A 12,303-nucleotide genomic window follows, 5' to 3' on the forward strand; every position below is an offset into this window, starting at 1 on the left:
CGCCGTACCGAGAGCGTCGATCTCACCGTTCAGCGCATTCTCGGCGGCAACAAGAGTCTTGCCGGCTTCGTCAAGCAGACCACGGGCAGTATTCTCGTCGCGCTCCGCGTTCGCCAGCGCCGAAATCTTGTTGTCGACTTCGCGAAGCAGCTCGACAACCGCATCGATGCTGCTTCTGCGGCCCCTGATCGCGGTCAGTAGACTGCCACGCTCGGATTGGAGAGAGGTCTGCCCATCGCGCCCAAGTTCGTTCGGCCACGCGGAGTAGGACTTGGCATGCTCAAATTGTGCGATCATGCCGACGGATCTGGCGAGATCGAGCGCCTTGCTTCGATTGACGGCAAGCGTTTCCATCGCGCGGTCTAGGTCGGCCCTTGCCGTTTGCTGGCGTTCGGACTCCGTCTTCAGATCTGCAGCCGCCGTTGCGGAGCGTTTCTCGGATGCAGTCAGCCGCCCCTCGGCCTCTTCCGCCAGGTTCCGTTTGGTCGCAAGATCTGCCGCCTTGAGGCCGTCGGGATGTTGAAGGATGCCTTTGTATGCCGCATCCGCCGCCTCGGCCTGGCGTTTCGCGGCGATGTTAGCAGTTTCAGCCGCTGTCGATTCATGAAGCGCAGAGGCCAATTGCGCGTCGGCATTGTTTACCTCCGCGCTTGCTTCTTCAAACTTGGTTCTTGCGATACGGACCTCGCGCGCAAATGTGCGAATCCGCGCGCCTGCGTAGCGGCGGTAGGTTTGCTCGAATTTTCCAATGGCGGCGTGGGCCAATTCATAGGATTTGAGCTGGCTGCGATCCTCTTCAAGGCGGCTCATGGCTTCCGCGATGGTGTCGATCATTTCGGCCGCGACCGGAGGTAGGGCGGCAGTCAGGGCGTTGGAAAGACGCGTCTCGTCGGGGGTCTTTGTAAGCTGCGGATGGCGAAGCTGAATGAGGGTGTCGACCAGGATGCGGTAACGTTCCTCTCCGAGTTGGAAAAGTCTTTGATCCACGGCACGGCGGTAGTCGTCGGCGCGGTCGAAGAAGTGTCCGCCTTTGTCGGAGAGCCCATCCTTCAGCTGCGTTCGGCGAAGCACGGCTCTTTCGGGCGTGATGAACGAGCAATCCTGACCGACACGACTTCCGTCGATGATGAAGAACCAGCTTTCCACGTTCGCGCGGTCTTCGACCGCTTCCAGTCCGCACGCAAGCGTGACGAACTGGTTGTTGCCTTCCTCGTCGACGCGCCCGAACTCGACCCATACATATCCGACGCGGCGCTTGTGCCTCCCCATGAGGAGATTCCACGCCATCTTCTTGGTTCGATCGCCATCCGGCTCGACGCGGAACGGGCTCAGATTGGCGTCGAAGAGGAATGGTAGCGTGAGTGCCAAGAGTTTGGACTTGCCGGCGCCGTTATTGCCCCGATACACGATGTGTCCGTCGATGAACCAGAATTCCTCCACGTCATAGAAAAATATCTCCACGACGCCGGTCCGCAAAGGCTGCCAGCGCTTTTTTCCGGGAAGCGGCAGGACGGGGCCGGTGCTTTGTGGGTTGAAAGCAAGAACGGAGTTCATTCGTCGGCCTCCTCGGAAACGTCGGGCAGCCGATCGTTGTCATCGCGATTCTTGATGTCCGGGTCGCCCAGTTTGTAGCGAGAAAGCGCCGGCAGAACCCCGATGCGGTCGCCTTCGATGGTGATGAGCTTGAGTTGGCTGAGACGGTAGATGGCAATCGCCGTCAGCTCCCGCGCGCCGGCTTCGCCCTGGGCGCTGCGCCGCCAATATCGGCCGTATCGCTCGGCCGATTCGGCCACGAACCTTTCGATTCGCAGGCGATCGGGAACGCCGCCGCCGGCATGTGCCAGGTGGTCTGCCACAAGGAGCGTGACGTGAGCATCGGTGCCGTCCGCCGGCATCGCGACGTCGCTGCAATTGCCGTCCGGATCGCAAAGTGCAATGCCCTCGGAACGGAGTTCGACGACAAGGCCGGTGCCAAGCGCGAGGCGGTTGGCCATCGCGCCGCGCTGATTGATGAAGTACTGCATGTCGGCCTCGTCAACTGTGCCGTCGTACACAACGGGATCGTCGAGAAGGCGCCTTGAGATGCGGTGCCGGCTGACATCGCGGCGGCCCTCGTCGGTCTCCGGCTGAATTTCTGCCGTGATGGCGGAGATCCGATCGACGGTTGTCCTCGGTTCATCGTTCTCAGGCCACGTGGATGGCCCACGAACGCATGCAAGAATGCTCGCAAGCGGCCCGCGATTAACATCGTAGAGGACGTCGCGGGACCGATCTTCCGACTGCCCGGACTTGACGAACGACTCGGCGTCTCCATCGATGGCATTGAGTACGCCGAGTTCGCCGAGCGCGACGCAGGCCGATGCAAGATTGCGTCGGTCGTGGATGTCTGCCATGTCGAGAATGAAACCGCGGTTGAGGAGATCGGTATCCTTTGCAAGGGACAGGATTTGATCACCCAGGGCAGAAAGGGTGATCTGTGGTTCGCTCCGCGCGAGCACCGCGCACACCAGACAGAAGATCGCGTAGCGCCTGCGGTTGAAATTTGCCCATCCTCGCGTTGGATCGCTTGTATCGCTCGGGCGTTTCCACAGTCTGGCGTAGTCGCGCTCTACGCGCAGCGGCCATCCGGCCTCGCGGGCGAACCACTCCCTGAGATACGCGGAGTGACGTCGCACCAGACGGAGAGCCTCTCTTGCTTCGGCGGTTGTGGGCGTCAGTAACGGGCGCATCAGGAGCGCGCGAACGGCCTCCCTGCGCTCGGCGTGTTCCTGCGTCTCCTGCTGGCGCAGGATCTCGCGTCCACCAGGGCGGCCGGTCTGAACGGGTGCTTCACGCCGCGTGGACGAGGCGGCGCTCATGCGGCATCCGTCGGTGTGATGGTGATGCGGTGGTCACGGCCACAAAACACGCCGTCTTCGGTGACGATTTCGGCTTCCGTGTCCGCGTCGAGCGGTTCAAGCCGGATGAGATAGAGACCGTCGTTGGACTGGATCTCGGTGACGCCATCGTCGCCGGCGGCCTTGGTCGCGATGGCTTCGCCCAATAGATCGAGGAAAAATCGGAACTCGTGCGAGTTTAGACGCCAGAGCTCCGAGAGGAGCAGGGGGCACCCTGTTGCAAATTTTTGTCTGGCTGCTTCGATCTGCGCATGCTCTTCACCGACCTGCGCTTCGAGCTTCTTGCGTCCGGCGCTTCGATCATGAACGTGCGGGAGCCGTCCGCGGGGCATGCTGTAGCCGGTCTCGCGGAGCCGCAGCGGAACGACGATGGACGGCGCCTTATGCCACGGAATGACACCGGTAACGTCAGCAGCGGCGGTGTTTTCGGCGTAGTGACGCGCTGGGTTGAGCGCAAACGCGGCTCGCGCAAGTCGGTGGGCGTCTTCGTCACCGTCGCAGTCGAGGAACCAGTGAGCGAGGCTCTTGAAGTCCGCCGAGCGGTCGCTGCGGCCGCTTCGGCGTTCGTTGATCGCGATGATTGCTGCAAGCAGTTGCGGAATCGCGGCGCGGGCGCGACTTCTGAGCTGTTCGCTCTGGGACCGCTCGCCGTTCGACCCGCCGACGAACCACATACGCAAGCCCTGCCACCGCTCGTCCCACATCTTCAGTTCCGCTTCGTAGGCCGCCAGCTCTTCGCCCGGAGGGGCGTTGCGTGCCTGACGGCGGGCCACCGACTGGAGCATCGCGTCGATACGCAACTGAAGGGCATTGATGTCTTCCGAAATCGCACCGCTTCGGCTGACCAAGTCGCCAACGAATTGGCGGATGTACTCGATGAGACGCTGCTTGTAGTTCAGCACAGCGTCCACGTCGCCGTCCTGCAAATCGACACCGCGGAGGACGCCGGCCATGAAGGCTCGCGCGGTCTCGGCCATGTTGTTGAACACGGTCATCAGACCGTTGAGGGTCTCGTAGATCTTGGCGACGTCAGGATCGTTGCTTCGGCCGAGGTGGATCAGCGTGAGGAGGCTCTTGCCGATGTCTTCAAGCGCGACCGTCTGCAGTTCGCCGCGGCGCTGCATTTCCTTCGCGAAGGCGCTGAGCGCCATCTCGACGGAGACGCCGCCCTTCGAAAGCCGGTAGAGCATGCGGCGGCGATAGAACCCGCTCAACGAGGTTACGCGCGAATTGTCGGCCTGGCAGTCGAGATTGCCCCACTCGGTCAGCTTGTCGAGGATGGCGTCCAGTTCGGAAGTGGTCGGCGGTTCGCCCAGCCACTTTGCTTGCGCGAGAATCTCGGAAGGCCGGACGTAAAGCAGCAGTTGACGCTCTGCTGCCGCGCACACATCCAGGACGCACCGGTACAGCGCCGCATTATCAGCGGTGACGTGACGGAAAAGGTCCTGATGCGTGGCGATCTCGAATTGACCGCTCATGTATGCCCCATAACCACTTGAAATACCTCGCAATGGTGACCCGATGAGCGGCGTCCGTCAAAGCAAATCGGCTGTAGACGACCGCCAAACACAGGAGGCCGAACGTTTGCCCGTTCGGTGATGCCATGGTCTGGCACGGTCGTTCTGTGGCGACAGCGACCCATGGTTGTTTGCGCCGATCTCCCAGGAGTCATTTAGGCCGCACCCGCAGTGGCATTGGCCAGCGCGACCGCGGCTGCTGGTTCTTGACCAAAGACGACCAATGAGTATAATGTTCTCGTTATGTTCTGTCACTATCGACAGTGCATGTTTCTGCCCGCGGCAGGGTAGCCACGCTCCGTCCAGGGATATGACCGGAAATACTTAACCACTCATCGGTAGACTAAGACTAGTGATTAGCCTTAAAGCCCTGCCGGGGTCGCTGAGTCCTGTGAAATCAGGGCCGGCTCGAATAGATGTAAGCGCTTTTGTCCGATACAGCCCCAGGCTTGATCGTTAGTGTCGGTCTTGGAGGAACTCCGGGCTGGAAACAGAAGTAGGGAAGAATGTCGACCGCTCGCCACATCGTCGCGTTGCTGCGCTGCCATATCGACGGAGACGACGACCGCTTCCTCTCCGTGGCGACGCAGCTTGCCGCGCACGAGGCGAGGCAAGGACACGGCAAACTCGCCCAGGAACTGCGCGAGCTGATCGACGCGGCAAAGGGCAAGACTGCGCATGTCGGCCGGCGCGGTGCGGGTCCCGTTCCTCTGGCGCAGCCAAAAGGCGAACTGAGTAGCCTGTTGTCGGCGCGATATTCGGATATTCGCCTCAACAGCATGGTATTGGGGCCAAATCTAAAGGAGCGCTTGACGCGAGTTTTGACCGAACAGCGCCAACAGGAGCGCCTGCGCGCCCGCGGTCTGACGCCTCGACGGAAGTTGCTGTTAATTGGACCTCCGGGTTCGGGCAAGACGATGACGGCGTCCGCTCTTGCCGGCGAGTTAAAGCTACCGCTATTCACAATTCTCTATGAGGGCTTGATCGGCAAGCTCATGGGCGAAACGGCGACGCGTCTTCGCTTGGTGTTTGATGCTGTTGCAGTTCAGCGCGGCGTATACTTCTTTGACGAGTTCGATGCGATCGGTTCACAACGATCGCACGCGAACGATGTCGGCGAGATCCGGCGCGTGCTCAATTCATTCCTCCAGTTTTTGGAGAACGATGACGGCCCGAGCCTGATCGTTGCTGCGACCAACCACCCAGAGCTGCTAGACAAAGCCGTTTTCCGGCGTTTCGACGACGTCATTATTTATGGATTGCCGGACCCGGAGATCGCTCGCGGCATATTGGAATCGCATCTGACGGGATTTGACGTCTCGGACGTCAATTGGTCGTCGATTTTGGAAGCCACTGCGGGTTTGAGCCAGGCGGAAGTATCACGGGCTGCCGACGAGGCGGCGAAGATCGCCGTACTCGAGGACAGGAGCGAGATCAGGACGCCAACGCTGCTCTCGACATTGGCGGAACGCAGAGCCGCCACGAGTTGAGGTGCAGACGATAGATGGCACGACCGCCGCGCAATCGGCCGCATTTTCATGTTGAGGGTGGCGGTGAAGCAGAGCCGTACACATCACCTCGCATTGTCATCACAGGACTGCCTCCCGCCCGGGTAAGAGCGCAGCACGCAGAGAAGCTCGGCCACGCGATCGGTGCAGCCGTCCAGCAGGCCCGGCAAAAACTTGGAACCCGCGACCAAGCGATCGCTGAAGGCGAGAAGGGGTTCTATCTCGAATTCGAGATCCCGGCGGCGGAACAGGACGCTGTGGAAGGTCTTGAGAATAAGCCTGCCAAAATTGAGCTCGTTGCCGTTAGGTCTACCGCCGATAATCAGGAAATGGTTTCGGCCACGGTGTTCGTACCTGAGCGCTCGGCCGAATTCTTTGCCAAAAAGGTCGAGACGTATCGCGACGAGAACACGAAGTCGGGAAAGCCCAGGAACGAAGCCTTGGTCGCGCGAATCGAGGATGTCCGCCTTTGAGCCGTTCGTTCGCTCTTCACCGATGACATGGCGCTTTTTCCGATGGTTGGGCGTCAGGCGTGGTGGGAGGTGTGGGTTCGCGACGGTCGTTTGGAGACCCTTCGGCATGTCGCACAACGCCTCAATGTGACCCTGAAGGAACATGCCATCAGCTTCCCCGAGCGCGATGTGATTCTGGCGCTTGCCAACGAGGAATCGATGGCGAGGCTCGTCGACAATAGCGACGCCGTAGCCGAACTGCGCATTGCCAAGGATACGCCGACGCTCTTTCTCGAGATGCGCCCAGTCGAACAAGCAGACTGGGCGGGCAATCTCGTCGATCGTGTTAACGCACCTGATGCGGTGGCGCCGGCCATCTGTCTTCTCGACAGCGGGGCGACCCGGACGCATCCGTTGATCGAGCCGGGCTTAGATGCCGTCGACCAGCACGCCTATGACAAGGGCTGGGGCGTAGGCGATAGCTCTTACTGGAATGGTCATGGCACGTCGATGTCAGGCGTCGCACTCTATGGCGATCTTGAAGCGGCGCTTAGCCATGGTGGTCAAGTTGACCTGCGCCATCGATTGGAGACGGTCAAAATCCTGCCGCCAGCTGGCCAGAACGATCCCGAACTTTATGGAGCAATCACGGAAGTCGGTATCAACAAGGCTGAGGCACAGGCTCCGCGTCGTCGGCGGGTCTTCTGCATGGCGGTGACGAGCGAAGTCGGTCTTGGTCGCGGTCGCCCTACTTCGTGGTCGGCGGCCATCGACCAGCTTTGCTATGGAGGTGGCGACCGTCGACGCCTCATGGTGCTCGCCGCTGGGAATCTGCGAGGTGACATTGCGGCTCCGGACTACCCGGACCGGAACGACCTTGAAGAGGTCGAGAGCCCCGCTCAGGCGTGGAATCCGCTAGTTGTCGGAGCGTACACCGACAAGATCGGCATCTTTCATCCCGACTTCAATGGCTGGCAGCCAGTGGCGCCCGCCGGCGAATTGTCTCCGGCGAGCCGAACGTCTGGTGTTTGGGATCGTCAGTGGCCGATCCGACCGGATGTCGTGTTCGAAGGCGGCAACTTTGCCCATGACGGTGTCAATCCGGCGTCAGCAATCGACGACCTCCAGCTTATAACAACGCACTATCGTCCGCAAATGCGTCTCTTCGAGACGTTTGGCGATACCAGTGCGGCCGCAGCATTAGGCTCGCATCTTTGCGCCGGAGTTTTGGTTGCCCGGCCCCAGCTTTGGCCAGAAACGGTGCGAGCTCTCGCGGTGCACTCGGCCGAGTGGACGCCCGCCATGCGCGCACGGATCGAGGGGGCTGCTCAGGCACAGAAGGCGGCCATGCTTCGCCGATACGGATGGGGTGTGCCTGATATCGGTCGCGCAGTGATGAGTGCGACTGACGATGCGACCTTGATGGTCGAAGATGCTCTTCTCCCGTTCCGAAAGGATGGTTCGACCATCAAGACTCGCAGCATGAACCTCCACCGCTTGCCGTGGCCCCGAGACGAGCTGCTGGAGTTGGGAGAGCAAGATGTCGAGCTGCGGATCACCTTGTCCTATTTCGTCGAGCCCAACCCCGGAGAGCGAGGATGGACGAGACGACACCGCTATTCATCTCACTCGCTGCGTTTTGCAGTGAAGCGGTCATTGGAGAGTCTCCAGCAGTTTCGCCAACGTATCAACAAGGCTGCGGAGGCGGAAGAGGAGGGGCAGGCTGGAGCCGCGGCGGGTGGCGACAATTGGGTGCTCGGTACGATCCGCGATAAGGGATCGATCCACTCGGATATTTGGCGCGGAAGTGCGGCGGAACTAGCCGAGCGCGATGCGATCGGGGTGTTTCCCGTCAGCGGCTGGTGGAAGGAAAAGCCTGCCCTTCAGCGTTGGGATCGCTCGGCACGTTATGCGCTGGTCGTCTCCGTGAAAGCTCCAGGAGCAAACATCGACATCTACACGCCGATCGCCAACATGCTGGAAATTCCAGTACCTGCTTCATGAGCGGTTGCGGCGCGGGATAGTCGCGTTTGGTGAGTAGAAATCACCAAACGTTGAAATTTTTGATTTTTTGCCTTGACTGGCGGAAGGGGTGACTGCCGAACCGGACCATCAGCGTGTTTGGCTGAGATCAAGAAAGGTGCCGAAATTCACACCGGTCGCGGGAGAGATATCGATAGTTGAAATTAAGATAGTGCGACCAACACCAAAAAGTTCAAGCCGTCACGCACCCTCATCGGCGGGCGTCTGTCCTTGATCCCGAGGTCGGGCAGCTCTCGCTTGGCTTGCAACTCCTTGGAGCGCCTCGCCCAACGCGCCAGTACGCAACCCCGACGGATAGCGAGTTTTCGTGGCTTGCGGGCTGACGCCTCCGACCATTTTTGCAAACGAACCGAACGGACCCAGTGGTTTAAAAACGTCAGTTTGCCGCTTACAGTCGCGAGAGCCAGCTCCGGCATTGTCCGAGAAGACGCACTATTTTCTTGATTGACCATTCGGCACGACCGGCGACAAACCTGAATAACAGGCTTTAGAGGCAAGACAAGCAAGTGGCCCCAGCGGCCGCGTGGCACCAAAATGTGGCGGAGTGGTCACGTGAACCGGAGGGTCTTGCGAGTTAGACGCCATGTCCGGCGGACGCACCGAGGTGAAGCGCCAGAACCTCTTTTGGCGTTTCGTCCACCTCGATGGCTTGAGCGTTGCTGCCGACGAATTCCAGGATCGTCTTGTCGTCCTCGCGCGACATGCCGCTAACGAGCGAGATGTTGACATAGTAGGGCTCCGCTTTGCCATAGCGGGTGCATTTGATCCACAATTGCATCAGCAGCCTCGGTGACAATCAGCCTGCCGCCCGCAGCTCGCGTGCGGCCGCAACCATATTGACGAGCGCCGGCCGGACCTCGTCCCATTTGCGGGTTTTCAGGCCGCAATCCGGATTGACCCAGAGCTGGTCGTCGGACAGGCGCTGCCGCGCCAGCTTGAGTAGCTCGGTCATCTCGGTCACCTCAGGCACCCGCGGCGAGTGGATGTCGTAGACGCCGGGTCCGATCTCGTTCGGATAGCGGTAGTTCCGGAACGCGTCCAGCAACTCCATCTTCGATCGCGATGTCTCGATCGAGATCACGTCGGCATCCATCGTGCCGATCGCGTCGATGATGTCGTTGAATTCGGAGTAGCACATATGGGTGTGGATCTGGGTCTCGTCCCGGACGCCGGACGAGCAGATACGGAAGCATTCTACAGCCCAGTCGAGATAGGTTGTCCACTCCGAGCGCCGCAGCGGCAGACCTTCGCGCAACGCAGCCTCGTCGATCTGGATCATGCCGGCGCCGGCGCCTTCCAGGTCGATGACCTCGTCGCGGATCGCAAGCGCGATCTGGCGGCAGGCTTGGCTGCGCGGAATGTCGTCGCGGACGAAGGACCAATTCAGGATGGTGACCGGGCCGGTCAGCATCGCCTTCATCGGCTTTGTGGTCAGCGACTGCGCATACTGCCACCATTCGACCGTCATCGGCTTGGGCCGTGACACGTCGCCGAACAGGACCGGCGGCCTGACATAGCGCGAGCCGTAGGACTGCACCCAGGCGTTCTCGGTGAAGACGAATCCTAAGAGCTGCTCACCGAAGTACTGCACCATGTCGTTGCGCTCGAACTCGCCATGGACGAGCACGTCGAGACCGATGCTTTCCTGCCAGCGCACGGTACGTGCTGTCTGGTTCTGCAGGAAGGTCTTGTAGGCGGTATCACTCAGGTCTCCCTTGCCATGCGCGGCGCGTGCTTTCCTGATTTCGTGGGTCTGCGGGAAAGAGCCGATCGTCGTTGTGGGGAAAGCTGGCAGGTTGAAGCGCGCATGCTGAACCTCGGCTCGCTCCTCGAACCGACTGGCGCGCCGGCGCATCGCCTCGTCGATGGCGGCGATGCGGCTTGCCACCTCCGCGTCGTGAATGCGCGGCGAGGTCTTGCGCGCGGCTGCTGCGGCGTCAGATGCCTTCAAAGCCTTTGTGATCGATTTGCGCCCGCTGGCAAGTGCCGTGCCGAGCGCGGCCAGCTCCTCGATCTTCTGCACGGAGAAGGCCAGCCAGCTCTTCACCTCGGCGTCGAGCTTGCTTTCCAGAGCAAGATCGATCGGCACATGAAGCAGCGAGCACGAGGGGCCGATCTGCACGCGATCCTTGCCGAGCTTTGCGACGACTGGCTCAAGCCGGTCGAGGATTCTGCTCAGATCGGCGCGCCAGACGTTGCGGCCGTCGAGGACGCCGAGTGAGACGACGCGGTCTGCGGGCAGGCGGGCGAGGTCGTCGAGCTGCTCGGGCGCGCGCACCAGGTCGAGATGCAGACCTGCCACGCGAAGCGCGAATGCCGTGTCTTGATTCTCGCCAAGGCTACCAAAATAGCTCGCCAGCATGATCTTGATCTGCGGCACTGCCTTGGCAATTTCGGCGTAGGCACGGCGCAGCGCGTTCTGCGCCGCCTCGTCGAGATCAAGCACCAGGCAGGGCTCGTCGATCTGCACCCATTCCGCGCCGCTGCTGGCAAGTTCCCGCAGCACCTCGACATAGACCGGCAGCAGCCGGTCCAGCAGCGATAGCGGCTCGAAGCCGGCATCCTTGCTCTTGGCAAGCTTGAGGAAGGTGACGGGACCGACCAGCACGGGTCGGGTCTGGTAGCCCAGCGCCTTGGCTTCCTCATATTCCTCGATCGGCTTGCGCGAGACGAGGCGGAACTGCTGATCTTTCGCGAGTTCTGGAACCATGTAGTGATAGTTGGTGTCGAACCACTTGGTCATTTCTTGCGCGGGCACGCTTTGGCCAAGATGGGCATGGCCGCGGGGCGCATCGTGGGGGTTGCCTTGGACATCACCCTGGCTGCCACGCGCCATCGCAAAATAGGTCGCAAGCGGCATCGGGCCGCTGGTCCGGCCATAGATCGCGGGAATCGCGCCCACCATCACCGAGGTGTCGAGCACCTGGTCGTAGAACGAGAAATCGTTCGATGGGATCACCGAGACGCCGAGCTTCTTCTGCCGCGCCCAGTTGGCGGTACGCAATCCTATCCCGGCTTCGATCAATGCCTTTTCGTCCGACGCGCCGGACCAGAAGCTTTCGAGCGCAAGCTTGAGCTCGCGGCGTGGACCGATCCGCGGCGTACCAAGAGTTGCGACCGCAAGTGAGGAGATAGATGTAGAGGACATTGGCTTAACCCCAAAAGTTGGGGGCAAAGGCCGTAGTGACACGTCTGGACTCCGCAAGGCGCTTTGAGGCGCGAGCGGGTCGCAACCGTACCACCGGGACACCCCGCCCGAGGACGTTCAGTTTGTCGAGGCAGGTCTCCTGGCTCGCGGGTCTTAGCTGTCGTCCGGCCTTCCCGAAACTTGCGCTTCAGTGGCTGAAATAGACGATGGCTCGCCGCTTACAGTTGCGGGGGCAGCGCCGGCATCGCACCGGCTTCCCTCTTAGCTTCGAGCGAAAGTGTCTCTCGAAGAACCACGACGAGGTCACTTACAGACAAGTTCGCGGGCGCGTCAACTCACGCGAGTTGATGGGGCTCCGTCCAAAGATGCTCATGAGCCTTGGATGACGCTGCAAAAAAATTGGAAAGACCGTCTCGCGGCCGTTGACATCCCGCCTCAAATCGCACCAGATATAGACGTCACGGTCCGCCATATCGCAAGATTTGGTGGCTAAGAGGGAAGCCGGTGAACTGCGGATCGATCCGTAAAAATCCGGCGCTGCCCCCGCAACTGTAAGCAGTGAGTTGCTCTCGCCCTGTTAAGTCACTGATGCCGCGAGGCATTGGGAAGACGAGGGAGCAACGGCGACCTGCGAGCCAGGAGACCTGCCGCGACACCAAACACGTCCACGGGCGGGGTGTCCCGGCGGTCGCTTGCACAGCCATGCCGGTGACGCTTGTCCGCCGGAATGACGCAGCG

The 12,303-nt window shown here is 60.9% G+C and carries 7 protein-coding genes, 1 pseudogene and 2 riboswitches; of the genes and pseudogenes, 3 read left to right on the forward strand and 5 right to left on the reverse strand.

What is annotated here, in order from left to right; genetic code table 11:
• The 3 genes and pseudogenes from AS156_RS45965 to AS156_RS11965 form a co-directional block, all read right to left on the reverse strand.
• Nucleotides 1–1,554 (reverse strand): annotated as a pseudogene (locus AS156_RS45965) (TIGR02680 family protein); the annotation flags it as partial.
• Complete coding sequence (locus tag AS156_RS11960; protein ID WP_066503902.1) at nucleotides 1,551–2,858, reverse strand: TIGR02678 family protein; 1,308 nt, start codon at nucleotides 2,856–2,858, stop codon at nucleotides 1,551–1,553. The gene AS156_RS11960 and the pseudogene AS156_RS45965, both read right to left, overlap by 4 nt.
• Nucleotides 2,855–4,375, reverse strand: a complete 1,521-nt coding sequence (locus AS156_RS11965) for a TIGR02677 family protein (protein WP_066503903.1) — start codon at nucleotides 4,373–4,375, stop codon at nucleotides 2,855–2,857. The genes AS156_RS11960 and AS156_RS11965 overlap by 4 nt, the downstream gene beginning before the upstream one ends.
• A 545-nt stretch (nucleotides 4,376–4,920) precedes the next feature.
• Between AS156_RS11965 and AS156_RS11970 the strand changes: the two genes are divergently transcribed.
• The 3 genes from AS156_RS11970 to AS156_RS11975 are packed head-to-tail and all read left to right on the forward strand — an operon-like array spanning nucleotide 4,921 to nucleotide 8,378.
• A complete protein-coding gene (locus AS156_RS11970) occupies nucleotides 4,921–5,904 on the forward strand; it encodes an AAA family ATPase (RefSeq protein WP_066503906.1) in 984 nt (327 codons plus the stop codon).
• A 14-nt stretch (nucleotides 5,905–5,918) separates the two neighbouring features.
• A complete protein-coding gene (locus AS156_RS45760; RefSeq protein ID WP_347336620.1) occupies nucleotides 5,919–6,395 on the forward strand; it encodes a hypothetical protein in 477 nt (158 codons plus the stop codon).
• Between the two features lie 27 nt (nucleotides 6,396–6,422).
• Nucleotides 6,423–8,378: a S8 family peptidase gene (locus tag AS156_RS11975; protein ID WP_347336621.1), complete on the forward strand. Its 1,956-nt coding sequence runs from the start codon at nucleotides 6,423–6,425 to the stop codon at nucleotides 8,376–8,378.
• 613 nt (nucleotides 8,379–8,991) lie between these two features.
• Here AS156_RS11975 and AS156_RS11980 read toward each other — a convergent pair.
• A complete protein-coding gene (locus AS156_RS11980) occupies nucleotides 8,992–9,195 on the reverse strand; it encodes a hypothetical protein (protein WP_066503908.1) in 204 nt (67 codons plus the stop codon).
• 18 nt (nucleotides 9,196–9,213) lie between these two features.
• On the reverse strand, nucleotides 9,214–11,565 hold the full coding sequence (gene metE / locus AS156_RS11985; RefSeq protein WP_066503910.1) for a 5-methyltetrahydropteroyltriglutamate--homocysteine S-methyltransferase: 2,352 nt from the start codon (nucleotides 11,563–11,565) through the stop codon (nucleotides 9,214–9,216).
• 112 nt (nucleotides 11,566–11,677) lie between these two features.
• Nucleotides 11,678–11,877, reverse strand: a riboswitch (cobalamin riboswitch).
• A 132-nt stretch (nucleotides 11,878–12,009) separates the two neighbouring features.
• Nucleotides 12,010–12,231, forward strand: a riboswitch (cobalamin riboswitch).
• Nucleotides 12,232–12,303: the final 72 nt, after the last annotated feature.

The organism is Bradyrhizobium macuxiense, assembly GCF_001542415.1.
Classification (GTDB): Bacteria; Pseudomonadota; Alphaproteobacteria; order Rhizobiales; family Xanthobacteraceae; genus Bradyrhizobium; species Bradyrhizobium macuxiense.

Coding starts and splice junctions, on each gene's coding strand:
- AS156_RS11960 (WP_066503902.1), bottom strand. CDS start 2,858: ATGAGCGCCGCCTCGTCCACGCGGCGTGAAGCACCCGTTCAGACCGGC.
- AS156_RS11975 (WP_347336621.1), top strand. CDS start 6,423: ATGGCGCTTTTTCCGATGGTTGGGCGTCAGGCGTGGTGGGAGGTGTGG.
- AS156_RS45760 (WP_347336620.1), top strand. CDS start 5,919: ATGGCACGACCGCCGCGCAATCGGCCGCATTTTCATGTTGAGGGTGGC.
- metE (WP_066503910.1), bottom strand. CDS start 11,565: ATGTCCTCTACATCTATCTCCTCACTTGCGGTCGCAACTCTTGGTACG.
- AS156_RS11970 (WP_066503906.1), top strand. CDS start 4,921: ATGTCGACCGCTCGCCACATCGTCGCGTTGCTGCGCTGCCATATCGAC.
- AS156_RS11965 (WP_066503903.1), bottom strand. CDS start 4,375: ATGAGCGGTCAATTCGAGATCGCCACGCATCAGGACCTTTTCCGTCAC.
- AS156_RS11980 (WP_066503908.1), bottom strand. CDS start 9,195: ATGCAATTGTGGATCAAATGCACCCGCTATGGCAAAGCGGAGCCCTAC.